Origin of the sequence: Idiomarina sp. (assembly GCF_048265525.1) — a bacterium.
In the GTDB taxonomy this organism is placed as follows: domain Bacteria; phylum Pseudomonadota; class Gammaproteobacteria; order Enterobacterales; family Alteromonadaceae; genus Idiomarina.
In genome coordinates, this window is record NZ_JBLXBI010000001.1 from 865,408 (window position 1) to 891,379 (window position 25,972).

Sequence of the window (25,972 nt, forward strand, 5' to 3'; positions counted from 1 at the left end):
AGTCATTAACACTTTTGGTATTCTACCTGTTTTCAAAGGGTAACTCCAAACTCCATGTGTTGCCGTCACTAACAATAGTCAGTTGGCCGTTATCCCTGGTTCCAAACCAGGGCTTTTGAGTACGGGCGAGCCTTTCTAGTGTATAGCGGTGAGGAAAGTCATACCCACTATGCTTACCGTAGCTGATAATATAGACATCGGCATCAACCGCCTGTAACAGAGGCCAGCTGGTCGACGTTTTGCTGCCATGGTGCGGAATCAACAGAACGTTGGAGTTAGCTTCAGACTGTTCATGTAAAGAACTCAGCAATAATTGCTCTGCTATCATTTCAATGTCACCGGGCAGAAGAATACTGAAGTTTTTATAACTGATGCGTAGTACACATGAACGATTATTTTTACTTAACCGATTTGAGTTCTGATACGCAGGCGTTGGCCACAGAACCTTCCATTGCATGCTATTCCATTCACCTGTGTCACCTGCGCGGCAGGGTTTATCACTGGCATCTCCGCGCCACTCTAGCTGAGGATACCTTTGCATCAGAAAGTCTCTGCCGCCGTTATGATCTCTATCGCCATGGCTGATAAAAACCAGCTCAGGTCGCAAACCATGGTAATTTAGAAAAGGTTCAATAACAGATTCTGCAACACTGAAACCGGAGTTAAACTCAATACCGGTATCAATTAGCATGGCTTTGCCGTCTTTCTCTAGCACCACAGCCTGGCTTTGACCCACATCCAGAACATGAAGACGCAACTTCCCGTCCCGTTGATTAAAAAATAAATAAGCAGCAACGGGCAAGCATAATAATAAACCCAACCGATGCCAACTGCGGCTAACCGGCAAAAGCAGAGCCGCAGTAAGCGCGAACAAAGCAGCAAACCGCGCGGCACGAGTTATTGGCCATTGGTTCAGTTCCAGCCAATTAGCCGGGTACCCCTTTATAGCTTCCAACGCTGGGTTCAAATAGGTAACGGGGAGTTCGGATAATTGCCAGAAAAAAACAGCAAGACCAGAATCAAACAGCGCCAAAACCGTTCCTATTAAAGCCAGCGGCAATAACCAAAAGCTGATAACAGGTAACACCAACAAATTGACAACGGGAGCAAAAACCGAAAAGCCGCCAAACAATAAGAATGATAATGGAGACATCACCACCAGCAGCAGCCATTGAATTGACCAGAGGCTTTTTACCGCAGAGAAACGACCACGACTTTTGCTCCAGCGCCAACTGGCAAGAAAAAGTGCGGCAACGGCAGTAACAGATAACCAAAACCCGGGATCCTGCCAAGCGAAAACATCAACCGCTAGCACAGCAGCAACCACTCGTAGCAATAAACTTAGCGGATTTAACTTAAGATTTAACACAATATGCAGAAGAACCACCAGAAACATGGTTAAAGCTCTTACAGTAGATATTGAGAAATCTGCCAGGCCAGCATAACCACTTACCACAATTGCCCCGAAGACTAGCGACCCCAGCCGAATGTTTAGCCGCTCTCGTGTTTGTAAGCTGATGGGAAAACAGTGGAAGCAAAAACGAAAGAATAAAATAGCGGCGCCGGCAACCATCCCCAGATGCAATCCTGAAATGGCCAGACTATGAGCTAACCCCGCTTTTTGCCAGGTTTCGCGGGTGGCAGAGGTTAACAAGCTGCGTTCGCCAATAGTTAATGCAGCCAATATACCCGGTTCAGATAAATCAGCTTGTTTAATGTCATCAAAAATTTTCTGACGAAAACTGATCAAACTGGTAAGTTTTTCGCCGCCTTTAACTGTGCCTAAGGCATAAATATTATTGCGCAGTAAGTATTGCCGATATCGAAAACTCCCCTGGTTACGGTAGTCCGTTGCCTGTTTCAGCTTCACTTCCAGTTGCCAACGCTCGCCAGCTTTCGGCACCTGTTTATGGTGGCTGTTATACCAATTCAGTTGAACCCGGGGTTGCTGCCAGAATGGCAAAACTTTACCAGCCAGAACTTCTACCCTACCCGTCATACGCAAATGAAAAGGGTAGCGACGCGATATTTCATCTACGACAAGCGTTAATTGAGTTTCCCGGTCAATTAACTCGTTTGGTACAGCGCGTAAATTTTGCCAATAAAGGTTGGCATTAGCCCATAAAATACCGCAAAATAACACCATCAGTAGTAGTACGATGGTTCGCTGTTTTACTTCCCTCTGTCTAAAATAAAAAAAGGCATAAGCTATCGCCAAAAGTAGTAGAGCAATAGTTGAAACAATTAGCCAAAATTTAATGTCAGAGTGTAATGAAGCGGACAATATTCCGCTAATAAAGACCAGTAACCAACGATCCATCGTTGCTCCTTCCCTGGGGCAGTAACCGGATAGGTAATAAACGTCACATTATGGCCAGACGCTTCATTAAACGCTTAATGCCTGATCATCAAAAAGTGCGCGAATCCAAAGCGATTCGCTTATTCGGCAGCCTTCTGCACGATGCAAACTTATGGCATTTAAACCGACGGTCAGCTTCAGGCGCATTTGCAGTCGGTCTATTCTGCGCTTTTATACCGGTTCCTTTTCAAATGTTATTAGCGGCAGCGTCGGCAATTCCTTTTCGCGTTAACCTGCCTCTTTCGGTCGGGCTTGTCTGGATCTCAAACCCTATTACTATGCCGCCAATGTTTTACCTCTGCTATTTAGTCGGTAACGCCATATTGGCTGAACCCCCGCAACCCTTTGCCTTTGAAGCCAGCTGGGAATGGTTAATGCACAGCATTTCAACTATAGGCCCTGCATTTTTGCTTGGCTGTCTGGTACTGGGCACGTTATCCAGCTTTGTTGGTTATATTGGTATTCGCTTACTTTGGCGCCAGTCTGTGGTCAAAGCCTGGCGCCGTCGTAATCCTGAAGGCAATTAAGTACTTTCGTGCAGAGCCTTGGCGGGTTCAACTTTGACCGCCCGCCAGGCAGGATAAATAGTAGCTAACAGACTCATTAGCAGCGCCACACTGGCGACTAAAATAACGTCGCCCCAAACCCATTCAGAAGGCACCTCGCCAACAAAGTAGATATCGTTGGAAAGCACTTTAAAGTGAAACCAGGATTCAAGTGTCAGCATAATATCAGGTAGAAACTGCGCCAGAAGTATTCCACAGGCACAACCAATAACGACCCCATAAAGGCCATTCATTAGCCCTTGAAATACAAAGGATTGCAGTAAGGACTTGTCTTTCATGCCCAGAGTTTTCAACATAGCAATTTGGCTGCGCTTTTTCGCTACCGTCATAATCAGCGTTGAAACAATATTAAAGCAGGCTACGGCCATAACCAGAATCAAAACCAAATACACGACCCAGCGCACCAACTCAATATCACGATATAAATGGCCATGACTTCGGGTCCAGTCATCCAGATAGACTAATTCTGGCAACTGGTTACCTATTTCCCGGGCAACCGCTGGAGCCGAAAAAACATCCTTTAACCGCAAGCGTACCGAACTGACATCACTAGCAAAACTCAATTCATTCTTAGCCGTTTCCAGAGAGACATAGGCATTTTGATAATCGATTTGCCCACCAAATTTAAACAATCCAGTGACTTCCAGTCGCACCCGTTCTGGAGAACGAAATCCTCGTTCAGACTTTTCCGGCGTTAACAAAGAAACGGAATCGCCAACGGCCAAGCCCAGCTTTTCGGCTAAGCCAGCCCCTAACAACAAGCCGCCCTTATGTTGCCAGCGTAGCCAGTCTTCGTTGCTTACATAGTCGGATAAAGCCGATACGTTTTGTTCCTGCTCTGCAGATATTCCCCGAACCTGAATACCATGAAAAGTTGACTGGGTCTGCACCATAACAGTGGAATTAATTCCAGGAGCCGCAGCTATAACTTCAGGGTGTTGCCGGGCGATTTTCGCAATCTCATGCCAGTCTTCCAATGCACCTTCTACCGCACTGTATTCAACCTGAGGAACAACAGCCAGTAGCCGCTCCTGTAGCACCTGATTAAAACCGTTCATCATCGACAACGCCGCAATTAAAACCGCACATCCGAGCGCTATACCAATAGTCGATGACGCCGATATAAAAGACAAAAAACCCTGCTTTGCGGTACCTTTACGAAAGCGGCGGGCAATTAACCAGGCAAGCTGCATTAGTCTTGCTCCTTACGCAAAATTCCATTTTTTAAAACTTCTACGCGCTGCAGTTGCTCAGCCAGCTGTAAGTCGTGAGTGACCACAATAAAGGCCGTGCCCATTTCCTGATTTAGCTCCAGCATTAACTGATAAATACTCTCAGCCGCTTCACCATCAAGGTTACCGGTCGGCTCATCAGCCAGCACAACCTGTGGTTTATTCACAAAAGCCCTGGCTATAGCAACCCGTTGACGTTCACCGCCGGAAAGCTGTGCCGGACGATGCGACAACCGGTGCTCTAACCCCACGCGTACTAAAAGCTGCTCAGCCTGCTGTTTAGCTTCCGCCGGGCTTTTACCGGCTATCAGTTGCGGCATGGCAACGTTTTCCAACGCTGAAAATTCCGGCAATAAATGATGAAACTGATACACAAAGCCAAGGTTCTGGTTACGCCACTGCGCCAACTTGTCGGCTTTCCAGGGCGTCATTTCCTGATCTTTATAAAACAATTGGCCAGATGAGGGTTTATCCAGTCCACCCAACAAATGCAGCAAGGTGCTTTTACCCGAGCCTGACGCTCCGACTACGGCAACCATTTCTCCGGCTTGCAGCGCAAAATCAATGTCTTTTAAAACGGTAACCTGGTCGCCCCCGTCCTGATAGGATTTACTCAATTCTTTGCAACGCAACAGCGCGTCAGTCATAGCGTAATGCCTCCGAGGGTTGAACATGTGCGGCTTGTGATGCGGGATATAGCGTTGCCACCAAAGTTAAGGCAATTGCAGCAACAGCGGTAATAATAACCTGAGACACATTAATGATAATTGGCAGGCCTTCATCTGATCCGGCAAAGATCTGTGCACCGAATAACGCCAGAATATCATTCAGGTAGCAACTCAACACCAGCCCCAGAATAACGCCAATTAGTGAGCCCAGCACGCCATTATAAAGCCCCTGCAATAAAAATACCGTGCGTATCCGTCCGTTAGATAAACCCAAAGTTTGTAATATGGCGATATCATGGCGTTTGTCGTTTATCACCATAATAAGAGCCGATAAAGTATTAAACGCCGCAACCGCAATGATTAACGCCAGCATCAACCACATCATGCGTTTTTCCATGCCCACAGCTTCAAATAACTGGCCGTAATTTTGTCGCCAGTCGCTTATCGTTAACTGTGTTTTATTGCGCAGGCTTTCTGCCACTTGGGGAGCTTTAAAGGCGTCATCTAAAAATAACTGCAGCCCACTCACTTCTCCTTCAGGTAACCGAATTAAACGAGCCAGGTCACTGCCATGGGCAAAAACAACCGATTCATCGACCTCAGACCCCATAGAAAAGAACCCGGTGACGACAAAGCGGCGCTGCGACGGAACCAGTCCAAAAGGTGTATAAACCCCGCCCTGCGCTGCAATAATACGAATGCTATCACCAACGGTTATTCCTTGTTTCTGCGCCAGCCGCTGCCCTATCACTAAGTGATAATTCCCCGGCGTCAGACTGAGCCAATCGCCGACAACCATTTTATCTTCGAGCGAAAGAGGTACCTCGCCCACATCTGGGTAAATGCCCTGTATATTGGCTACCGACATCTTTTCTGAAAATTGCAATATGCCCTGCGTTTGCACATACGGCATTGACCCTTTAATGGCTTCTAATTCAGGCAATTGCTCCTGTGTTTTACGCCAGTTTGACAGTTCCGTAGTGCTGTCGGCATCGGTTAGGGTCACCTGAGGAACAGCGCCCAGAATGCGTTCTTTCAATTGGCCTTCAAAACCGTTCATAACCGACATGACAACCACCAGAGCCATAACCCCAAGGGCAATACCGGCAAAGGCAAAGCGGTTGATAAAGGCGGTAAACGCAGACCCCTGCCTTGCCCTACTATAACGCAGGCCAATAAACAGCACGACCGACTGAAACATATACCCTCAATTATTTGATGGTTGCTAATTCATAACGAGCAAGGATAATGAGTTGTATTGAGCCTGACAACTAAAAGCCGACACAATGACGCAATCGCAGACATCAATGACATCACCAATCGGAGATTTCTTCACCGTAAGAGATCGTTTCCCGGTCAATTTAATTGCGCTGGAGTCGGCTGACAGTACCCCTGACGAAGACGCGTTTATTGCAGAAATTCCGGAACTGTTCACGATTGCGTCCAGTATGGCTGAAAGTGACCAGCAGCAACTGCAAAGTATTAAAGTTGAACAGTCGTCAGGCAGCGCTCTGGTCGCCTTTCTAGAACAGCAACACAAACGCATGAACATATTGTTGGGCTACATGCTCCGCAACGAGGATGATCCGGCTCACCGCTTTGAAGGCGTCGAATACGGTGGCGGTGGTATTCGCATAATAAATGACTCGCCACTAACCGAAGGTCAGACATTCCAGGCCAAACTGTTTTTTAAAGAAGAGGCCCTGGCAATTTATTGCTATCTGACAGCTGAAAACTCAGAGCCAGAGGAAAGCGGTGAGACTTACCTTTGCACGCTGAGCTTTGCTCAAATTCGCGAGGAAGATCAGGAGCTGTTAATTCGGGCCAGTCTTCATGCCCAGAGTCGTCAGCTTAAAGAACGTTCAAAGCAACGCCGCGAAGAAAAACAAAACGACAACCTGTCATCCAAATCCTGATTGATTTCGGTATAATACCGACGTTTTTCCAAACCAGTTGAGTAGTCATGACTAAGGCATCTGTATTAAGACCCCCTTTTCCTCCGGCAGCAAACAAAGACCTTACCTGGCAGGAGTTGCATGGCAGCTCGCCGGCAATGGCGATAGCCAGGCTAATTGACGCCACGCCCGGGCGGGTTTTAATTGTCACCGCAGATGCTAACCAGGCACACCGGTTAGAACAGGAAGTGAAATACTTTGCCGGTGAACACACCGAATACCATGACGACATTACGCTGTTCCCCGACTGGGAAACTTTGCCCTACGACAGCTTTTCACCGCATCAGGACATTATTTCTGACCGACTCAGCGTGCTGGCACGCCTTCCCGATGCCAAGCGCGGGGCACTGATTGTCAGCATTAATACCCTGCTGCACCGAATTGCTCCAACCTCTTTTGTGCAGGGGCAAGCGTTACAAATTGAAAAAGGCCAGCAACTCGACAGCCTGAAGCTGCGACAACAGCTTGAAAATGCCGGTTACCGGCATGTTAATCAGGTAATGGAACACGGCGAGTTCAGCGCCCGCGGTTCAATCTTAGACTTATACCCTATGGGCAGTCAGACACCTTACCGGCTCGACTTTTTTGACGACGAAGTCGATACCATTCGGCCGTTTGACCCTGAGACTCAGCTATCAAAAGATCCAATAGACGGCATTAATTTACTGCCCGCACACGAGTTTCCACTGACAAAAACGGCGATTGAACGCTTTCGCGCAAATTACCGTGAGCATTTTGAGGCCACCACTGAGCGTGAATCGGTGTATCAGCAAGTCAGCAAAGGCCAGTTACCCGGTGGTATAGAGTACTACCTTCCGTTATTTTTTGAAGAAACAGCCAGCTTGTTTGATTACCTTCCCAACGACACGGTACTGGTTACTTTCGGCAATATTCAGGCGAGCCTAGAACGGTTGTGGCAGGATATTAATCACCGCTACGATCAGCGTCAATTCGACCCTTTGCGGCCATTACTGCACCCCAATGAGCTCTTTCTTCCGGTCGATAATATTCACGCCGGTTTCAAACAATACCGCCGGGTGCGCGCCAATGTGCCTGCAGAAATGGCACAACCCGGTCCGACGCCGTTTTTGACAGAAGCAGTAACGGAAATAGCAGCTGACCATCAGCAAAAACAACCCTTTTCCAAGTTAAAGGCGAAACTGGAACAGGCTTTGGCAAAGGGTGAAAAAGTTCTGCTCTCAGCCGAAAGCGCAGGCCGCCGCGAAGCCTTGCGTGAAATTGTCAGCAAGCTTGGTTTTCAGGTAAGACTTTGCTCCGGGTTGGATGAATGCCCAACCCAACAAATTGGGTTAATCATTAGCCCCATTATTAATTCATTTTATTTACCAGACGCCAAACTTTGGTTTATTACCGAAACCGAATTATTTGGTAACCGCGTGGTGCAAAGCCGTCGACGTCAGCAAAAAGCCACTGTCAGCGCCGATACGCTGATTCGCAATTTAGCAGAGCTGCAAGCCGGTCAGCCGGTTGTTCACCTGGACCACGGTGTTGGTCGTTATCAGGGACTGACGACACTGGATGCCGGGAATGTCACCACCGAATTTGTCACCATTGAGTACGCTGGCGGCGCCAAGCTCTACGTTCCGGTCGCCAACCTTAACGTTTTAAGCCGCTACAGTGGCGGTGAAGAAAGCCATGCTCCGTTAAATAAGCTGGGGAACGATACTTGGGACAAGGCCAAAAAACGAGCTGCGGAAAAAGTTCGTGATGTTGCGGCTGAACTGCTCGATATTTACGCCCGCCGCGAAGCGAAGCCCGGTTACCCATTTAATATCAACGAAGAAGATTACCAACGTTTTGCCGCCGGATTTCCGTTTGAAGAAACCATTGACCAGCAGGCTGCAATTGATGCGGTTAAGCAGGACATGCAGCAGCCCCGCGCTATGGACAGACTGGTCTGCGGCGACGTGGGCTTTGGTAAAACCGAAGTGGCAATGCGCGCAGCCTTTATCGCGGTTAATGAAGGCAAGCAAGTGATGGTGTTGGTTCCGACCACCCTGCTGGCCCAGCAACATTATGAAAACTTCAGTGACCGTTTTGCTGAGCAGGCCATTCGGGTTGAAGTGCTGTCGCGCTTTAAAACCGCAAAGCAGTCAAAAGGTATTCTTGAAGACTTGTCCAACGGTAAAGTCGATATTGTCATTGGTACCCACAAGTTGCTGCAAGACAATGTGAAGTGCCATGACTTAGGCCTGCTTATTGTCGACGAAGAACACCGCTTTGGTGTAAGACAAAAAGACACCATTAAACGCCTGCGCGCTGACGTAGATATTCTGACGCTAACAGCAACACCGATTCCGCGTACCCTTAATATGGCCATGAACAACATTCGTGACCTGTCAATTATAGCCACGCCACCAGCGAAGCGACTGGCAGTAAAAACCTTTGTCCGCGAATACGACGAGCCAACGGTTCGTGAGGCTATATTGCGTGAGATTCTGCGCGGCGGTCAGGTTTACTTCTTGCACAATAATGTCGACACTATTGAGAAAACCGCGGCTGATATTGAAGCTCTGGTTCCGGAAGCGCGAGTTGTGGTTGCTCACGGACAAATGCGTGAACGTGACCTTGAACGTATTATGTCGGACTTCTACCATCAGCGATTTAATGTTCTGGTCTGTACCACCATTATTGAAACCGGTATCGACATACCCAGCGCCAACACCATCATTATGGATCGCGCCGATCACCTGGGTCTGGCGCAGATGCACCAGCTGAGAGGCCGGGTTGGACGCTCCCATCATCAGGCTTATGCCTATTTATTAACGCCACACCCCAAACGCATGACCAAAGACGCGCACAAACGACTTGAAGCTATCTCTCAACTTGAAGACCTGGGTGCCGGTTTTATGCTTGCAACTCACGATCTGGAAATTCGTGGTGCCGGTGAGCTGCTGGGCGATGATCAGAGTGGCCAGATTGAAAGCATTGGTTTTACTTTATACATGGACATGCTGGAGCAAGCGGTTAAAGCTTTAAAAGAAGGCAAAGAACCTGCGCTTGCGCAACTGCTACACGAACGTGCTGAAATTGACTTGAAACTGCCGGCACTTTTACCCGAAGCTTACATACCAGACGTCAATAATCGTTTAAGTTTGTATAAGCGAATAGCCAACTGCGAAACCAGCAAAGAGCTTGATGATCTACAAGTAGAATTGATTGATCGTTTTGGCCTGTTACCGGACGCCGCGAAAAACCTGATTCGACAAACACAACTTCGCAATAATGCTGAACAGTTAGGTATACGCAAAATTGATATTGGTAATCAGGGCGGTATTATTGAGTTTGCCGACGACACGAAAATTAACCCCGAGATAATTATTGGGTTAATTCAAAAAGCGCCCAGCTATTATAAGCTGGACGGGCCAAACCGTTTACGTTTGAGTCAACCACTGGAAGATACTCAAAGCCGCTTAAAACTGGTAGAGTCTCTGCTAGACGAGTTTGCAGAACAATCTCAGGCGGCGTAACACAGGAGTGAATAAATGGCGCTGGTACATCGGGGTGTAAAATCGGTACTGGGTTTAGCAACCGCATTAACGGCTTTAATGTCTGTAAATGCTGCGGCTCAAGCAAATAAAGATTATTGGCGCTGGTTTGAAGTTGAAGTTCTGGTCTTCAAACAAACCGCTACCGATCAGTCCGGTGAAAACTTTTCTTTAACCATGCAGCCTATTGCGGTTAATAAGAGCCGGGATTTATTGACGCCTCACTACAGCCAACAAAACCGCTCTCTTCGCAGCGCGCTACCTGTTTGCGAAGCATTTTCTGAGCAAAACTGGCAAATTGATGTTGCCTGTCGGTATGACAACGAAGACCAATGGGTACCCATTGCCGGTAACCCATTCGCCCCGGAACATAGGTTATCTGAAATGGCCTCTACTGAGGTTGTTATTGATGGCCCCGGTGGCAACATAGAACAAGCCTCGCAACCGTTCCTGATGCCTGCGGACGCCCTCGAACTCTCTCCAATCAGAACCGAACTCGAGCGCAAAGGTCAGGCTAAATCGTTGTTGCATCTAGCCTGGAGACAACCAGTTTTTACCCGGGGTGTCGGTCGTAGAATGCGCTTATTTGGCGGCAAAAATTATGGTAACGACTTCTTCTATAATGGTTTTCCCAAAGAGCAGGAGCAACTCGATACACCCCTGTCCAGTGCTGGCCAGGAGCAGCGTATGGATAATATCCAACGCCTGTTCAGCGTTATTGAATCAGGCACCGACCCTTTTATCAGCCCGGAAGATAATACCCCAGTTCGCCCGCCTCTGACGGCGGCTGGAAATCCTCAGCTTGCCTGGGAATTTGACGGCTTAATGCATATTTTTCTGGTCGGTAACTATCTGCATATTGACGGTGAGTTCAACTTACGCGAACAAGATGAAATCAAGCGTCTTGCCAACGACTTAGAAACTCAGGCGGCTTATGCTCTTAATGGTGCGAGTAAACAAACACCTTATTTACGTAGCTATTATTTTTCTCAGTTACGACGCGTTATCAGTCACGAAACACATTACTTCGATCACCCTAAACTCGGGGTTGTCGTTCAAATTCGCCGTACTGACTTATCGGCTCCAAGATACTAATAAGTTACGAGGCAATTATGGAAAAGTACGAAGAGCTGCTGCTGGCCTTAAGAAAAGTTATTCGCGCCATCGACTTATACTCTAAGCAGTTAAATAAGTATTCCGGATTAACCGCGCCTCAGTTATTAATTTTGCGTGAAATAAATGCGGCAAACGGTATAACCGCCAGTAAGGTTGCACAAAATATCAACCTAAGCCCGGCAACCGTCTCTAATGTCATAGAACGCCTTGAACATCGCCAGTTAATCCACAGACACCGTAATGAACAAGACAAACGCCGTGTGTCTCTGTATCTCACTGAGCAGGGTCTGACTCTGCTGGAAAAAGCGCCACAGCCGTTGCAGGAAGATTTCATAGAAAAGTTTCAGGCACTGGATGAATGGGAGCAGTCGTTGCTGCTTTCGTCAATGCAAAGAATTGCCAATATGATGGATGCGGAACGTCTCGACGCCGCGCCCGTACTTGAAGTTGGAAGCTACCACAAACTGGACCACTAACATGCACAAACGACTACTTAGCTTATTACCAGCTCTGCTTTTATCAGGTGCTGCAATTGCAGAAACCTGTGGAAGTGATAAAGAGGTTATTCCTATTTCACAGGTGCAGGGAGAAAGTAAACAGTCTCCAAAGGTTGGTAAGCAAGTAACCGTGCGCGGTATTGTTACCGCAAGCTGGCAGCCGTCTGAACAACTTGGCGGCTTTTTTATTCACAGCTTATCTGAAGACATGGATGACAACCCTGCGACTTCAGAGGGCTTATTTATAGTCACCAATAAGCAGCATTCGCAAGTTAATAACGGTGAATGGGTAAGAGTGACGGGACAAGTTGAAGAGCGTTCCAAATTAACCTCGTTAATAGAAGTGTCCAATATAACAACCTGCGGTGATGCAAAAGCTCTTCCTGCGACAACTGAGCTGGGACTTCCATTTGAGTCACTGGACGCACTTGAAGCTTTGGAAGGTATGCCTGTCATTTTATCCGCTACCAAAGGTGAGAGCCTGACAGTTTCCGGAAATTACAATTACCCTCGCTACGGTTTTTTCGATATTTCCGCCGGGCGCTTATGGACGCCGACCCAGGTCGTTATGCCGGGAAAAGACGCGAAACTTCAGGCACAGGAAAACGAATTGAACCGCTTGCAGGTTGATGACAACAGTAATGTTATCAAGCCACGTCCTCTGCCGTTTTCGGAGCTTCAGCATGGTGAACAAAGCAGTTTGCGTTCCGGCTCTACCATAAAAAGCTTCTCCGGTATTATCAGCCAGTTCAATAACCGTTACCGAATTCAGCCAACCGACGACTTAGAACTAGAAACACCGTCGGTGCAACCGCAACTGGCAGAGAAGTCAGATAAGGCCCTGCGCATCGCCAGTTTTAATGTACTGAACTTCTTTAATGGAAACGGTGCCGGACAAGGTTTCCCCACTCCCAGAGGAGCCGATACGCCTGAGCAAATGCAACGACAACAGAAAAAAATTGTTGCCGCACTAACAGCTATTGATGCTGATGTTATTGGCTTAATGGAAATTGAGAATGACGGATTTGGTGAGCGCAGCGCAATAATGCAACTGGTCAAGGCACTGGAGAAAGCATCAGGAAAAGATTACGCAATAGCTGAGCCGCGTGCCGAAAAAATTGGAACAGACCAAATTACTGTCGGTATTATTTATCAACCACAGCGTGTAAAACCAAGTTCTCACGCGATATTTACACGTCAGGGCCCTTTCTCCTGGGGAAGCCGCCCTCCTCTTGCGCAAAGCTTTATCGATGCCAACACCGATAAAGAATTCAGTGTTGTGGTAAACCACTTCAAGTCGAAGGGCAGTTGTCCGGAAGACTCCGAAAGCCCAAACAGTAACCAAAATGATGGCCAGGCCTGCTGGAATGACTTAAGACTTCAGTCCTCGCAAGAATTAACGCAATGGATTCAGAGCGAGTCTTTAGAAAACCCGGTATTACTGGGTGATTTTAATGCTTACTATCAGGAAGACCCGGTGCGTTATTTTGCTGACAATGGTTTTTATAACCCTTCAGGCGCAAAAGAATATTCTTACGTATACGACAGTCAGGCTGGGGCTTTAGATCACATTTTTGTTGCAGATTCACTTAAAGACGCGATTCAGGAGGTGTATCACCTACCCTTTAATGCTGACGAACCCCAGGTATATGATTACCGCGATGAGGCGTATTTTGTAGAAGGGCCTTTCCGCTCTTCTGACCATGACCCACTAGTACTGGACTTAGATTTTTCCGGCTCGGGCATGTAGGCATTATCGGTTCCGAAGTGAACCTCGAACTCAACACCAATTAACCACTGGCCGCTACGCTGCTCCGTCATAAGATTGCGAGGCCAGTGGTACCCAGCCCAAGTTTCCACAAAAAACCAGTCCCGCAGGTATCGCTGACGATTAAGAAATCGCAATCCATAGTCCTGAACTGGCACCTCGTGATCTGTATTGCCCTCGATCCAGGTTTCTGTCGCCCAGGCTTTTTCTTCACCATATAAATGGTATAAACGAGCAGTACTGCTCCAGCGAACACCGTCCGTTTCTTCTGCAAAAGTACCTTTAGAAGCCCACCTTAATAACCAGGTGTCAGTTAACGTAGCTTCATAATCCACTTTCTGCGCAACACCAAAGCCGTCGCTATCGCGCCAAAAAGCCGAAGACTGCATACGAACTTGCTGATTACCTGAAAAAACAAAACCGGTCATATAACGGGCTCTGACATAGGTATCAAGCCGTAATCCACCACGTATACCTATACTGTAGGATACTCGATGCGCTTCATTAATTTCAGGATCGAAACCTAAGCCCACTAGCCACTCTTCGTCTGACTGTGGGGAACGAATAACTGAGGGGCGACCGGTTGAGTCATCATCCAGAAACTCATTTTCATCAACCCGGCCAATGAAAGCTGAAACGTTTTCTTTTAGCTTAGGTAAGGTTACCCGGGCTCTGAAACGCGACTTAACTTCAAAGCCATCGTACTGATCCCATTGCGGCGCAACCGAAAGCCGCCCATAAGAGCGTTCATATTGATTAATGCTTTCATCTCCGAACAAGCCGTCAAACCAGCGCGCAGTTGCATCTACCGAGGTTCCAAGCCCGCTGCGGAAGCTGTCCAGCCACATATCATCTTCTTCATCAGCCTGTTGAGCTGCTGTAGCTGACTGGCAACCAAGACTAAAAATAAAAGCTAACCAAGTAATCTTTTTCATATTGAACGGTCTATAACTAAACACCACCTTTGGTTGGAGAACACTATGTCGTTTCGCCTTATAATTGTTATTGTCGGTTTGTTAGTATCTTGTTTCAGCATGGCACAGAATAGCGAGCCAACAAAGCAAAAAAATGAAAAAGTCGCGACTTTTGCCGGCGGCTGTTTCTGGTGTGTTGAAGAAGCTTTCGAGAAAATGCCTGGCGTCCGGGAAGTCATCTCGGGATACAGCGGAGGCGATGAAGCTAACCCAACCTATGAGCAGGTTTCAGCAGGTAAAACCGGGCACACGGAAGCAGCCCAGATATACTACAACCCGGATGTCGTAAGCTACGCAGCATTACTTCAGAAGTTATGGCGTATCAGTGACCCGACAGACAACGACGGCCAGTTTGTTGACCGCGGCGAACAGTATCGCCCCGCTGTTTTTTATCATAATAATGAACAAAAGCGCATAGCTATGGAGTCGCGCGAGTGGCTGGATAAAAATGGCCCCTTTCCTGATCCGGTGGTTATTGAAATAACACCATTTAAGAGCTTCTACAAAGCTGAAGAATACCACCAGGACTATTACGACAAAAATCCCGTTCGCTACCGTATTTATACCTACAACTCGGGGCGTTATGACTTCGTCGAGAAGCATTGGGGCGACACCTCGGACGTTGACTATCAGCAATTTACGAATGACAACCCCACAGGTACATCTGAGCAGCAAAGCTTCGTTAAACCTAGTGACAGTGAACTAAAGCAGCGCCTAACAGATATTCAGTATGCGGTGACTCAGGAAGATAAAACGGAACCGGCCTTTGATAACCGCTACTGGGACAATGAACGTGACGGCATCTATGTGGATGTGGTAAGCGGTGAACCGCTTTTTTCTTCAGCAGATAAATACGAATCGGGTACCGGTTGGCCAAGCTTTACCAAACCCATAAGCCCTGACGCGGTAGTAGAAAAAGATGACAGCAGCTGGTTCTACACTCGTACTGAAATTCGCAGCCGCAAAGCAGACTCACATGTCGGCCATGTCTTTAAGGATGGCCCTCAGCCTACCGGTTTAAGGTATTGCATGAATTCTGCGGCGTTGCGCTTTATTCCTTTAGAAAAAATGGAGGAAGAAGGTTACGGTGACTACATTCCTGCAGTCACCGATGATTAAGCAATATAATCAGGCCGTCCAGCCAAGCTCAGTAGCACGCTGCTGAGCCTGCGCGGGCACATCAGTTGCCACGAAATGGTGATGCAGCACCTGAACACCCAGCATGTGGTTGATGACCGCATCAAGCTGTACACGTTCCTCGTTGGGAACATTCTCATCCTGATGCCGTTCAAAGGTCCGCACCACTTCGTCGTAGTCCAGCAAACCCGCTGACTTCACTGCATCGGCATTCAGAAACTGATCTGCCAGCTTCTCAACGGCTTTCCACTTTTCCGGGTCGGTGTGCGCCGGCGGTGCCATAAAAGCGAACTTTTCACGTTTATACAGCGTTTCCGGCAACAAACCTTTCATGGCTTCACGCAGCACATATTTTTCTTTATTGCCTTTAATGCGCAGATGCGGCGGCACAGTAAAAGCATATTCCGCTAAGTGATGATCTAAAAATGCCGGGCGCGCCTCCATTGAATTCGCCATATCGACCCGGTCGCCACCCCAGGTCAGAATTTGCCCCTCCAGCATGGTTTTAATCCAGACATACTGAGCTCTGTCCAGCGGGTGCCGGCCATCCAGCATCTTTTTATCGAGCGTGTTGGCAATAGCCAGACTGGGGTCGTAGCCTTCAACCTGTTTCCGCTTGTTCTCCGACATAAGCGGTAAAGCAACCGATGAGCAAGAAAGCCACGGCTGCACACAACTTGGAGTGAAGCCCATTTTCTGGTTAAAAGCTTCGCTAACAAACTCTTCGCGAGCCAACATAGCCCCTTTAAAGAGTTTATTGTTTTTTTCCAGCAACTCCTGCCATTCCACCCGCTCCACTTCCGGTAAATGATCCAGCCCATGCAAGAACATATCCTTTCTAAAAGCCGGGTAACCTGCAAAGAGCTCATCCGAGCCCTCTCCGGTCATCACAACTTTATAACCGGCTTCGTGTACCTCTTTACTCATCAGATACTTGGCTACGCCCAGAGTGTTATAAATTGTTCGCTCGGTGTGCCACAAGGTTTTCACAAAATGGTCATAAAGATCATCGGCTTTAAGCCGCATAATATGGTGATCAGCCTGAGTCGCTTCAGCCATTTCTTCTGCAATAGGTGTTTCATCATAGTCCGCAGAATCAAAACCTATGGTAAAAGCTTTTACCGAGGTTTGGGTTGAGGCGGACGCAAGTCCCAGAATGGCACATGAATCAATGCCACCGGACAAGTAGCAACCGACAGGAACGTCAGCTGTCATTCGGTGCTGAACGGCTTCCAGTAACTTAGCACGGACACCTTCAATGTAAATCTCTTCATCAACATCCGCTCCTGGGTAGCTCTCTTCCGGTGGAAAGTCGACATCCCAATACTTATGCTCTGTTGCAACCACTTTCCCATTTTTGCGCTGCAACTTAACCACATAACCCGGTTGAACCTGATTAATCCCCTCAAAGGCGGTAGAGCCCGGCACCATGACCTGAATTAACTGGTGATATAAACCTTCTGCTGAAAACTCCCGTTTAACGTCCGGGTGAGCAAACAACACTTTCAGCTCAGAGCCAAACACCACACCGTGCTCCGTTTCCGTCCAGTATAAAGGCTTAATTCCAAACCTGTCGCGCACCAGGTAAAGGCTTTCGTCTTTGGCATCGAACAGGCCAAAAGCGAATTCACCCCGCAGCTCTTTTAGAGTGTCCTCCAGTCCGTAACGCTCAAATAGGTGAAGAACAATTTCAGAGTCGCTTTTACTGTTAAACCTTGCGCCGCGAGCGGTTAAGTCCGCACGAATGCGCTTAAAGTCGTAAAACTCACCGTTATGAGTCAGCATCAGTCGTTTATCGGCTGATATAAAAGGTTGCCGACCTCGCTTTTCGTCCAGGTCGATAATGGATAAACGGGCGTGACTAAACCCCACGCCATAGTCTTGTTGCACTTCATAACCAAACCCGTCGGGTCCACGATGATGCATTATCGCAGCCATATTCACTAAGGTTTGGGGTTCAATCGCTCTTTCCGTTTGATGATGAAAAACGCCAGCAATTCCGCACATTCTTTGCTTTTCCTCGTATCAGACGACATCAATGACGCGTTCAGCTCGCTGTACCATACAGGTCAGTAGCGCCATACGTAAAAACACCGCCCCCCGTGCCTGGCTGAAATACCAGTTATGAGGCGTATGGTCGAGATCGGCGGATAGTTCTTCACCGCGCGCTAATGGATGTAAAATAATAGCGCTGTCTTTTAGCGGTGACTGCGCCGTTAAGTGAAACTCACTGCCATAAGTACTAAAGGTATCACCTTCCCACGAAATAGCGTTGATATAAACTACGTCGAGCTCTGGTAGTACCTGCTCTAAATCCCGGGTAGTACGAATATTTATTCCGGCTTGTTCGATCTGTTCTCGTTGCTCACTTCCGAACAGCTGAGTCGACGATTCCTCGTCATGAATAATGACAATTTCATCAATTGCTTTTGGAAACTTTACTAAACATTTAATAAAGCTGCGCACGGTACGCATTTTATTTGGCACACCAATAATACCAATTTTTATCGGTGCTTTATCGGCTTCGTCCGTCACTAAATCGGGGCGCCATTTAAACAGTGCGTACATATCCGTAAGCGCCTGAGTTGGATGCTCATCTGAACCATTACCCGCATTAATAATGGGAATGCGCAGCGAATCGATCATCTCTTCCAGTGAGGTTTCATTATTGTCCCTCAACACCACACAATCACCATAGTTATTAAACATTTCAGCCACATCGGCTAAACGCTCACCTTTGGCTATGCCGGTAGTAGAACGGTCCGTAATTGACATGATATCGCCGCCCAGACGGTGCCAGGCGCTTTCAAACGACAAACGAGTACGAGTACTTGGCTCGTAAAACGCGCTGATTAGAATTTTTCCTTGTAACGACGTACTAAAGCGACGAGGGTTAGCCTCGTACTTGGCGGCAAGCCGAAACAACTGCAGCATGCCCAACCGCGAAAATTGGTCTGCAGACACAACATGCTGATTCGACAAGTTCAGCAAGTAATCACCATCTTCCTGAATTGCTTTTAATAACGCCTTTGGGTGAGCATCGCCGCAAACATCGGGGCGCTCTCGTTCAAAGGAGACATCCTTTATAGTCATACAATTACCATATGGTTTTAGAAATAAAATCTTTAATAAAAAGTCCCAGTAACAAAACCGGAGCTAAGCAAGTCATTATTAGCGCCAAAGAAATTAGCCACTCAAAAGCCAGTTCACTGATTAGCATTTGACTGCTCCTTCTCATTTAGTGTGTCCCAGTCAAACTTTTCGCTACTACGTAAAATGCCTATTAGACATATTAGACCGGAAACCGCACATGACACTAAAGCGGCGACATAAAAGCCGACAACAAAATAACTCAGCATACCAAACGCCGTACCGAACGCCATAGCGCACGCCGCGTATGTTCCTGTCAGCCGACGATGATACAGCCCCAGTACTATTGGCCAGATGGTGCTGGCAACAAAAGCTCCGGCAAAATTCAATAAAGCACCTAAGGTCGCAACACGCGGCAAGCACAATAACCAGGTAACGATTCCTAAGCCTAGAATACAACTGCGATTAAAGCGCATTAATGTTTTGTCGCTGGCTTTAGGTTTCAGTTTTTTATGGAAAATATCCTGCGTGACTAAATCTGAAGTAGCTGCGAGTAACGAGTCCAGGCTGGACGCCAACGCAGAAAAAATAACAATAAAAACAATAATGGCTCCGGCTTTACCGAGTACAGCCGCAGCAACGGTAGGACCAATCATATCGGGGCTTGGCGGGAAGATTCCCAGCTGAGGCGCTGCTAACGCAATGAATCCGGTAACAATAGGAATGGGCAACCACAATAAGCCACCAGTTAAATACGCCTTGTAGGCCACATTCTTTTTAAAAGACAAAGCCCGTGACCACCAGACGTTCGAGTGAAAGATTTCCCCAAGGCCGAAAAAGATATTATTAAACAGAAACATGACGGCAGCCGGAAATAACATATCCAAAAGCTGAGGATGCTCACTTGTCAGGTTGCTGTGGATGCTCTCCAGGCCAACATTATCAATTATCCAGTACGCGATAAAACTGACACCGACAATGATAATTAAAGCCTGAATAAAGTCGGTGGCAATAACCGCCCGCATTCCGCCAAAGAGTGTATAGCCGACACAAATTATCAGTATGGTGGTCATGCCAATGTGATAATCGAGTCCACTAAGTGACTCAAGCAAAATACCACCGGCCATACCCAGACTAATTAACCAGCCAAAAGCATAAACCACAGAAATGATAATAAACACGAGCCAGGCCAGATTACCATAACGCAAACGCACAAAGTCGCCCGATGTATAACCGTTAGGAAGCAGTTCCTTAATGCGTTTAGCCATAGGTGCAAACAGCACTAAGCCCAGAGCAGCAAAGGAATACCCTATCATGCCCCAAATGCCGAATTGATAGGTTAACTGCGGAGCTACCAGCGTGGTGTTACTGGTCACCCAGGTTGCCATAGCTGTTGCCGCGGCAAAAGCAAAACCAACATTTCGGCCTGCCAGAGCAAAGTCCTCGTGGCTGCGGTTCTTCCGCCCCAGCCAATAACCAAAGGCTACCCAGAACACCCCAAACAGGACGATAATCGTGATGCCGGTACTCGTATCCAGTGCGAACTCAGTCATGGCGCTCTTGTCTGGAGTGAATCCATTGCCGATGAAGCAGCAATAAGGTGGCTACCAGAGTAATGAAAATAACCAGGCCGACGAAGAATAAGGTCAGAGATTGCCAGAGCGGATAGTGCTCCACAGTTATCTCAATAGTATTGCTGGTATAGATTTGGTTATCAGGACCTTCGGCTCGAGCGCGCACATAGTAAGTGCCGTTGCTAAAACCGGTAAGTGAAATATCCTGGAAGTCACCTAGCGTAGGAAACTGACGAGTACTCTTGGCAAACTCTGAATTGCTGGCAACTTCAATAGTAACTCTGTTAAGCTCGTCAAAATTCGGAGCACTGACAGAAACGGTGAAGTAACCTTCTTTTACAACAGAGTCCGGCCCGCTCAGTTTTAACGAGCTCGCATGCGCGGTTGTTGGCAACATTACCAACAAACATAAAGCAAACAAAATATAGCAATAGTTAAAGCCGTTTTTCTGCGTTGTCATTAACACTTCTGCTCATCAGCATTAGTTGAAATCTCAGGCTAGCAGCAGAATTTTTTAATTTCAACTGTTTAAAATAGTCATCTGTTTACTGTTATAACCCGTAATCAGTTCAACATATTATTTACGTTTAGTGGTCAGTCATTCAATGCAAAAGTATTTATGCAGTCTTGGTTCAAACATTGAGCCTGAAACACATTTTCCTCAGGCACAAGTGGCCCTTAAAGCTTTATCCGGCGATATACGCTTTTCACGAAACATACCGACTTCACCCGTCGATATGGACACGAACAACGACTTTCTGAACGCTTTATTTATTATTCGTACACCTATGTCTGCGAATGAACTAAAGCAAGAATTTAATGCTATTGAAGAAGCTATGGGCCGCGACCGTTCAGATCCGCAAAGAAGCTTTAAAGATCGCACCATAGATATTGATATCCTGGGCCGGCTTGAAGAGAAGCCTCCGGTACCGGAATACTTAACCTCTTTATTACCAGATTTAGGACTCACCTCATGAAAAAAACAGCAGTTATTACAGGCGCCGGACGACGTTTTGGTTTTGAACTGGCCAAAGCCTTGCTGACTGAGGGGTACCAATTATTTGCTCACTACAATAGCTCTCGTGACGGTATTGACGAGCTGGAAGCACTAGGTGCTCAGGGCGTACAAGCAGATTTCACCAACATAGACAGTATTCAGGCCATGGTTCGTACTATTAGCAGTGCTACGGAAACTGTCGATCTATTGGTTAACAACGCGTCCTGTTTTTTCGACAACGAGACCGTTGATAACGACAACAACGCATTAGCTGCGGTATTCCAGGTACACGGAATGGCGCCATACCTGCTCATAAGCGGTCTGCAACGGCAATTAAGCCATTCAGAGAATGGTCTGGTTATTAATATTACAGACATATACGCTGACCGCCCGTCTACCGATTATATTGCTTATTGCGCAGCGAAAGCCGGACTCGCCAACATGACCCAGGCTTTTGCTAAAAGCTTAGCGCCGTCAGTAAGAGTCAACGCCATTCAGCCAGGTCCTATTCTATTTTTACCAGAGCACGATAAAGAACATCGTATGCAGGTTCTGGATGAGACACCATTGCAGGTTGAAGGGGGATTAGAGCCCATGATAGAAACCGTTCGCTTTTTACGTGATAACCCATTTATTACGGGCGAATCCATTAAAGTCGACGGCGGTCGTGGCTTGATGATATAAAAAAACCCGGCGCAATGGCCGGGTTTCAATTCACTATAGCGACTCTTATTTAAGCATTCCGCGCAATACGTAATGTAAGATACCACCACTTTTGTAGTAGCTCATTTCATTACCAGTATCGATACGGCACTTAACCTCAAACTCAACTTCGCTTCCGTCTTTGCGTTTAGCAACAACTTTCAGCATCTGTCCAGGCTTGAGATTATCATCAAGACCTAAAATCGATATCTGCTCTTCGCCAGTCAGCTTGTGTTCTTTAACACCTTCACCTTCAGCAAATTGTAGCGGCAGAACGCCCATACCCACTAGGTTAGAACGGTGAATACGTTCATAGCTCTCAGCCAGTACGGCCTTAACACCTAACAGCGTTGTACCTTTTGCTGCCCAGTCGCGGCTTGAACCGGTACCGTACTCTTTACCAGCTAATACAACCAACGGCGTATCATTTTCCATGTACTTCATGGCGGCATCGTAAATGGCCATTTGCTCGCCAGTTGGAATGTACTTGGTGTAACCACCTTCGACATCGTCCAGCATCTGGTTTTTGATACGAATATTAGCGAAGGTACCGCGCATCATGACTTCGTGGTTACCACGACGCGAACCATAAGAGTTAAAGTCTTTAACTTCGACGCCATTTTCCTGCAGATACTTACCTGCCGGTGAATCCGGTTTGATAGAGCCTGCCGGTGAAATGTGGTCGGTAGTAATCGAGTCAGCAAATACCGCCAGCACATTAGCGTCTTTAATGTCGCTCGGTGCCTGCAGAGGCTTATCAATACCTTCAAAGAACGGCGGATTCTTAACGTAAGTAGAGTCGTCCTGCCAGTTATAGGTATTGCCTTCGGCAACACTAATTGACTGCCATTCTTCATCACCTTCGAAGACTTCGCCATATTCTTTGCCGAACATCTCGTTATCAACCATTTTCACAGCTTCGGCAATTTCTGAACTGCTAGGCCAAATGTCCTTCAAGAACACATCATTACCGTCTGAGTCTTTACCTAAAGGATCTTTACTCAAATCAGTACGTGTTGTACCCGACAGCGCATAGGCAACCACTAGCGGCGGTGACGCCAGCCAGTTAGCTTTAACTTCTGGGTGCACACGGCCTTCAAAGTTACGGTTTCCTGACAACACAGAAGATACTGTCAGGTCACCTTCATTAATGGCCTGTGTTATTTCATCATCCAGCGGGCCGGAGTTACCGATACAAGTAGTACATCCGTAGCCCACTAAGTTAAAGCCAAGCTTATCTAAGTATTCATCTAAACCGGCTTTTTCAAAGTAGTCGGTAACCACTTTAGAGCCCGGTGCCAGCGAGGATTTAACCCAGGGCTTACGTGTCAGACCTTTCTCTACGGCTTTTTTAGCAACCAAACCAGCCGCCATCATGACACTTGGGTTTGACGTATTGGTACAAGAGGTTATAGCAGCGATGACAACATCACCGTGCGACAAGGAGTAATCCTTACCTTTCACTTGTACTTCTTTGTCTTTCTCACCCGATTTACCGTTAGTTTCCAGTATCAGGTCGAAGTTACTGCCAAGCTGCTCCATATCCACCCGGTCCTGAGGACGTTTCGGACCAGCCAATGAAGCCGTTACAGTACTTAAATCTAGCTCCAGCGTGTCAGTGAACTCCGGTTCATTGTCATTATCGCGCCACAAACCCTGTGCTTTAGAGTATTTCTCAACCAATTCAATGGTTTCTTCATCACGACCTGACAGACGGAAATAACGCAGGGTTTCGTCATCGACCGGGAAGAAACCACAAGTTGCGCCATATTCCGGCGACATATTTGAAATCGTCGCACGGTCAGCTAACGGTAAGTTGTCCAGACCAGGACCGTAAAACTCAACAAATTTACCTACTACGCCTTTTTCACGCAGCATTTGAGTAACGGTTAAGACCAAGTCTGTCGCGGTTACACCTTCTTTCAGCGCACCGGTCATACGGAAGCCGACAACTTCCGGTATTAACATGGAAACCGGTTGACCCAGCATTGCAGCTTCGGCTTCAATACCGCCAACGCCCCAGCCTAATACGCCAATACCGTTGATCATGGTGGTGTGCGAGTCGGTGCCAACCAAAGTGTCAGGATAAGCAAAGGTTTTTCCGTCTTCCTCTTTAGTCCAGACACTCTTACCTAGATATTCCAGATTCACCTGGTGACAAATACCGGTACCCGGCGGTACTACTCGGAAGTTTTCAAAGGCACCCTGCCCCCACTTCAGAAACTCGTAACGCTCTTTGTTACGTTCCATCTCAAAGCGGACGTTTTCTTTAAAGGCACCTTCGGTTGCGTATTTGTCTACCATTACCGAGTGGTCAATGACCAGGTCGACGGGCGACAATGGGTTAATGACTTCAGGATCATGCCCGGCTTTCGCCACGGCGTCACGCATTGCCGCTAAATCGACAATACCCGGAACACCGGTGAAGTCCTGCATCAGCACCCGCGCAGGGCGGTACTGAATCTCGCGGTCAATTTTCTTCTTCTTCGACCAGTCGACCATGGCTTGCAAATCGTCTTTCGTGACGGTTTCGCCATCTTCATTACGCAATAGGTTTTCGAGTAAAACCTTCATTGAAGCAGGAAGTTTAGAAATGTCTCCTAAGGCTTCCTCTGCTTTAGGCAGGCTATAATAATGAAAGGTTTTTCCTTTAACATCTAACGAACTTAAGGTTTTCAGACTGTCTTTGCCTGACATAGATTCTCTCCCATTCGCTTCCAAAGCGTCGTTGTGAACTAAACGGTTTCTTAAATATAGACAAACAGAACCGTTTCAGCCATCAAATATGTACCTTGATGAAAACATAAATCAAAAGTTTGTGCCAATTAACTGCTGGTTAAGTAGTCAGTTAAGCAACTATTTTTATTATAAATTGTGTTTATATTACATAGTCTGTAAAAAGTGTTTAAGATCAATCAGACATCAGTCTTAGCGAATAAAATAAGGATATAATGAATGAGTCAGGTACTCGATGATTTACTCGACCTGCTAACCCTGGAAAGCATTGAGGACGGCCTTTACCGTGGACAAAGTCAGGATTTAGGCTTTGGCGCTGTTTTTGGTGGTCAGGTTATTGGACAGGCGCTTTCGGCGGCTAAAGAAACCTTACCTCAGGAACGAGTGTGCCATTCGTTTCACAGTTACTTTTTACGTCCGGGTGACGCCAAAAAACCCATTGTTTATGACGTTGAAACCATACGCGACGGTAAAAGTTTTTCAGCACGCAGAGTCAAAGCCATACAATATGGTAAACCCATTTTCTACATGACTGCGTCTTTCCAGCAACAGGAACAAGGCTTTGAGCATCAGGACACCATGCCTGAAGTACCGGGTCCCGAAGGCTTAGTTTCAGATTTGGATATTTATCGCGAGCACGAAGAGCTGATACCGGCTCCGCTGCGCAAAAAATTCATTTGCGACAAGCCCATAGAAATGCGCTTCGTTACCCCTTATAACCCATTTAAACCTGAAAAAGACGAACCACGCCGTTATGTCTGGTTCAGAGCAAACGGCAACATGCCGGACGATCAGCGCGTGCACAAATACTTACTGGCTTATGCGTCAGACTTTAACTTTTTACCAACGGCACTGCAGCCTCATGGCGTCAGCTTTGCTCAACCCCATATGCAGGTTGCTACCGTTGATCATGCTATGTGGTTCCATCGCGATTTCCGTATGGATGACTGGCTGCTCTACGCAATAGACAGCCCTTCGGCCAGTGGTCAGCGCGGTTTAGTTCGCGGGCAAATATTCACACGTGACGGCGTATTGGTTGCGTCAACAATTCAGGAAGGTGTTATACGGGACCGCGGTTAAACGCGATCCCGA

At 47.2% G+C, this 25,972-nt stretch carries 20 protein-coding genes; 10 read left to right on the forward strand and 10 right to left on the reverse strand.

The genetic code is table 11. The annotated features are described in order from the left end of the window. Positions 1-22 precede the first annotated feature (22 nt). On the reverse strand, positions 23-2,320 hold the full coding sequence (locus ACN0TF_RS04205) for a DNA internalization-related competence protein ComEC/Rec2 (RefSeq protein ID WP_417440881.1): 2,298 nt from the start codon (positions 2,318-2,320) through the stop codon (positions 23-25). 50 nt (positions 2,321-2,370) lie between these two features. Between ACN0TF_RS04205 and ACN0TF_RS04210 the strand changes: the two genes are divergently transcribed. Further along, positions 2,371-2,886 carry a DUF2062 domain-containing protein gene (locus ACN0TF_RS04210; RefSeq protein WP_417440882.1) on the forward strand — a complete coding sequence of 172 codons (516 nt, stop codon included), beginning with the start codon at positions 2,371-2,373 and terminating at the stop codon, positions 2,884-2,886. Here ACN0TF_RS04210 and ACN0TF_RS04215 read toward each other — a convergent pair. Genes ACN0TF_RS04215 through ACN0TF_RS04225 form a run of 3 tightly spaced genes read right to left on the reverse strand, consistent with a single transcriptional unit; the run spans position 2,883 to position 6,026 of the window. Continuing rightward, complete coding sequence (locus ACN0TF_RS04215) at positions 2,883-4,118, reverse strand: lipoprotein-releasing ABC transporter permease subunit (protein WP_417440883.1); 1,236 nt, start codon at positions 4,116-4,118, stop codon at positions 2,883-2,885. The two genes, ACN0TF_RS04210 and ACN0TF_RS04215, sit on opposite strands and share 4 nt — an antisense overlap. Next, a complete protein-coding gene (gene lolD, locus ACN0TF_RS04220; protein ID WP_286822952.1) occupies positions 4,118-4,804 on the reverse strand; it encodes a lipoprotein-releasing ABC transporter ATP-binding protein LolD in 687 nt (228 codons plus the stop codon). Before lolD ends, ACN0TF_RS04215 begins: the two co-directional genes overlap by 1 nt. Further along, the gene (locus ACN0TF_RS04225; RefSeq protein ID WP_417440884.1) at positions 4,797-6,026 is read right to left on the reverse strand and encodes a lipoprotein-releasing ABC transporter permease subunit; all 1,230 of its coding nucleotides are present in this window, start codon (positions 6,024-6,026) and stop codon (positions 4,797-4,799) included. Before ACN0TF_RS04225 ends, lolD begins: the two co-directional genes overlap by 8 nt. A gap of 106 nt (positions 6,027-6,132) precedes the next feature. On the opposite strand from ACN0TF_RS04225, the gene ACN0TF_RS04230 reads away from it, so the two are divergent. Genes ACN0TF_RS04230 through ACN0TF_RS04250 form a run of 5 tightly spaced genes read left to right on the forward strand, consistent with a single transcriptional unit; the run spans position 6,133 to position 13,652 of the window. After that, on the forward strand, positions 6,133-6,741 hold the full coding sequence (locus ACN0TF_RS04230; RefSeq protein ID WP_417440885.1) for a PilZ domain-containing protein: 609 nt from the start codon (positions 6,133-6,135) through the stop codon (positions 6,739-6,741). A 47-nt stretch (positions 6,742-6,788) separates the two neighbouring features. Continuing rightward, positions 6,789-10,271 carry a transcription-repair coupling factor gene (gene mfd / locus ACN0TF_RS04235; RefSeq protein WP_417440886.1) on the forward strand — a complete coding sequence of 1,161 codons (3,483 nt, stop codon included), beginning with the start codon at positions 6,789-6,791 and terminating at the stop codon, positions 10,269-10,271. A gap of 15 nt (positions 10,272-10,286) precedes the next feature. Beyond that, positions 10,287-11,384 carry a peptidoglycan binding protein CsiV gene (locus tag ACN0TF_RS04240; protein ID WP_417440887.1) on the forward strand — a complete coding sequence of 366 codons (1,098 nt, stop codon included), beginning with the start codon at positions 10,287-10,289 and terminating at the stop codon, positions 11,382-11,384. Positions 11,385-11,401: 17 nt separating this feature from the next. After that, on the forward strand, positions 11,402-11,881 hold the full coding sequence (locus tag ACN0TF_RS04245; protein WP_417440888.1) for a MarR family winged helix-turn-helix transcriptional regulator: 480 nt from the start codon (positions 11,402-11,404) through the stop codon (positions 11,879-11,881). A gap of 1 nt (position 11,882) precedes the next feature. Continuing rightward, positions 11,883-13,652 (forward strand): ExeM/NucH family extracellular endonuclease, encoded by a 1,770-nt coding sequence (locus ACN0TF_RS04250; RefSeq protein WP_417440889.1) that lies wholly within the window; start codon positions 11,883-11,885, stop codon positions 13,650-13,652. On the opposite strand, the gene ACN0TF_RS04255 is transcribed toward ACN0TF_RS04250, so the two are convergent. Further along, entirely contained in the window at positions 13,556-14,605 is a 1,050-nt protein-coding gene (locus ACN0TF_RS04255; RefSeq protein ID WP_417440890.1) for a hypothetical protein, read from the reverse strand. The two genes, ACN0TF_RS04250 and ACN0TF_RS04255, sit on opposite strands and share 97 nt — an antisense overlap. Before the next feature lie 99 nt (positions 14,606-14,704). Between ACN0TF_RS04255 and msrB the strand changes: the two genes are divergently transcribed. Then, on the forward strand, positions 14,705-15,763 hold the full coding sequence (gene msrB / locus ACN0TF_RS04260; protein ID WP_417441110.1) for a peptide-methionine (R)-S-oxide reductase MsrB: 1,059 nt from the start codon (positions 14,705-14,707) through the stop codon (positions 15,761-15,763). 9 nt (positions 15,764-15,772) lie between these two features. On the opposite strand, the gene asnB is transcribed toward msrB, so the two are convergent. From asnB to ACN0TF_RS04280, 4 genes are all read right to left on the reverse strand, one after another. Then, on the reverse strand, positions 15,773-17,788 hold the full coding sequence (gene asnB, locus ACN0TF_RS04265; protein ID WP_417440891.1) for an asparagine synthase (glutamine-hydrolyzing): 2,016 nt from the start codon (positions 17,786-17,788) through the stop codon (positions 15,773-15,775). 18 nt (positions 17,789-17,806) lie between these two features. After that, positions 17,807-18,874, reverse strand: coding sequence for an aspartate/ornithine carbamoyltransferase family protein (locus tag ACN0TF_RS04270; RefSeq protein WP_417440892.1), 1,068 nt, complete (start codon positions 18,872-18,874; stop codon positions 17,807-17,809). Between the two features lie 113 nt (positions 18,875-18,987). Next, entirely contained in the window at positions 18,988-20,424 is a 1,437-nt protein-coding gene (locus ACN0TF_RS04275) for a sodium:solute symporter family protein (protein ID WP_417440893.1), read from the reverse strand. Continuing rightward, positions 20,417-20,905, reverse strand: a complete 489-nt coding sequence (locus ACN0TF_RS04280) for a hypothetical protein (RefSeq protein ID WP_286822959.1) — start codon at positions 20,903-20,905, stop codon at positions 20,417-20,419. Before ACN0TF_RS04280 ends, ACN0TF_RS04275 begins: the two co-directional genes overlap by 8 nt. Before the next feature lie 145 nt (positions 20,906-21,050). On the opposite strand from ACN0TF_RS04280, the gene folK reads away from it, so the two are divergent. Both folK and ACN0TF_RS04290 read left to right on the forward strand, forming a co-directional pair. After that, complete coding sequence (gene folK, locus ACN0TF_RS04285; protein WP_417440894.1) at positions 21,051-21,422, forward strand: 2-amino-4-hydroxy-6-hydroxymethyldihydropteridine diphosphokinase; 372 nt, start codon at positions 21,051-21,053, stop codon at positions 21,420-21,422. Next, positions 21,419-22,126 carry an SDR family NAD(P)-dependent oxidoreductase gene (locus ACN0TF_RS04290; RefSeq protein ID WP_417440895.1) on the forward strand — a complete coding sequence of 236 codons (708 nt, stop codon included), beginning with the start codon at positions 21,419-21,421 and terminating at the stop codon, positions 22,124-22,126. The genes folK and ACN0TF_RS04290 overlap by 4 nt, the downstream gene beginning before the upstream one ends. A gap of 45 nt (positions 22,127-22,171) precedes the next feature. Here the strand turns inward: ACN0TF_RS04290 and acnA are convergent, their stop codons facing one another. Then, positions 22,172-24,841 (reverse strand): aconitate hydratase AcnA, encoded by a 2,670-nt coding sequence (gene acnA / locus ACN0TF_RS04295; RefSeq protein ID WP_417440896.1) that lies wholly within the window; start codon positions 24,839-24,841, stop codon positions 22,172-22,174. Between the two features lie 258 nt (positions 24,842-25,099). Between acnA and tesB the strand changes: the two genes are divergently transcribed. Beyond that, positions 25,100-25,960: an acyl-CoA thioesterase II gene (tesB, locus tag ACN0TF_RS04300; RefSeq protein ID WP_417440897.1), complete on the forward strand. Its 861-nt coding sequence runs from the start codon at positions 25,100-25,102 to the stop codon at positions 25,958-25,960. Positions 25,961-25,972: the final 12 nt, after the last annotated feature.

Coding starts and splice junctions, on each gene's coding strand:
- asnB (WP_417440891.1), bottom strand. CDS start 17,788: ATGTGCGGAATTGCTGGCGTTTTTCATCATCAAACGGAAAGAGCGATT.
- acnA (WP_417440896.1), bottom strand. CDS start 24,841: ATGTCAGGCAAAGACAGTCTGAAAACCTTAAGTTCGTTAGATGTTAAA.
- ACN0TF_RS04240 (WP_417440887.1), top strand. CDS start 10,287: ATGGCGCTGGTACATCGGGGTGTAAAATCGGTACTGGGTTTAGCAACC.
- ACN0TF_RS04280 (WP_286822959.1), bottom strand. CDS start 20,905: ATGACAACGCAGAAAAACGGCTTTAACTATTGCTATATTTTGTTTGCT.
- tesB (WP_417440897.1), top strand. CDS start 25,100: ATGAGTCAGGTACTCGATGATTTACTCGACCTGCTAACCCTGGAAAGC.
- mfd (WP_417440886.1), top strand. CDS start 6,789: ATGACTAAGGCATCTGTATTAAGACCCCCTTTTCCTCCGGCAGCAAAC.
- ACN0TF_RS04215 (WP_417440883.1), bottom strand. CDS start 4,118: ATGCAGCTTGCCTGGTTAATTGCCCGCCGCTTTCGTAAAGGTACCGCA.
- msrB (WP_417441110.1), top strand. CDS start 14,705: ATGGCACAGAATAGCGAGCCAACAAAGCAAAAAAATGAAAAAGTCGCG.
- ACN0TF_RS04290 (WP_417440895.1), top strand. CDS start 21,419: ATGAAAAAAACAGCAGTTATTACAGGCGCCGGACGACGTTTTGGTTTT.
- folK (WP_417440894.1), top strand. CDS start 21,051: ATGCAAAAGTATTTATGCAGTCTTGGTTCAAACATTGAGCCTGAAACA.
- ACN0TF_RS04230 (WP_417440885.1), top strand. CDS start 6,133: ATGACATCACCAATCGGAGATTTCTTCACCGTAAGAGATCGTTTCCCG.
- ACN0TF_RS04250 (WP_417440889.1), top strand. CDS start 11,883: ATGCACAAACGACTACTTAGCTTATTACCAGCTCTGCTTTTATCAGGT.
- ACN0TF_RS04210 (WP_417440882.1), top strand. CDS start 2,371: ATGGCCAGACGCTTCATTAAACGCTTAATGCCTGATCATCAAAAAGTG.
- ACN0TF_RS04245 (WP_417440888.1), top strand. CDS start 11,402: ATGGAAAAGTACGAAGAGCTGCTGCTGGCCTTAAGAAAAGTTATTCGC.
- lolD (WP_286822952.1), bottom strand. CDS start 4,804: ATGACTGACGCGCTGTTGCGTTGCAAAGAATTGAGTAAATCCTATCAG.
- ACN0TF_RS04270 (WP_417440892.1), bottom strand. CDS start 18,874: ATGACTATAAAGGATGTCTCCTTTGAACGAGAGCGCCCCGATGTTTGC.
- ACN0TF_RS04205 (WP_417440881.1), bottom strand. CDS start 2,320: ATGGATCGTTGGTTACTGGTCTTTATTAGCGGAATATTGTCCGCTTCA.
- ACN0TF_RS04225 (WP_417440884.1), bottom strand. CDS start 6,026: ATGTTTCAGTCGGTCGTGCTGTTTATTGGCCTGCGTTATAGTAGGGCA.
- ACN0TF_RS04255 (WP_417440890.1), bottom strand. CDS start 14,605: ATGAAAAAGATTACTTGGTTAGCTTTTATTTTTAGTCTTGGTTGCCAG.
- ACN0TF_RS04275 (WP_417440893.1), bottom strand. CDS start 20,424: ATGACTGAGTTCGCACTGGATACGAGTACCGGCATCACGATTATCGTC.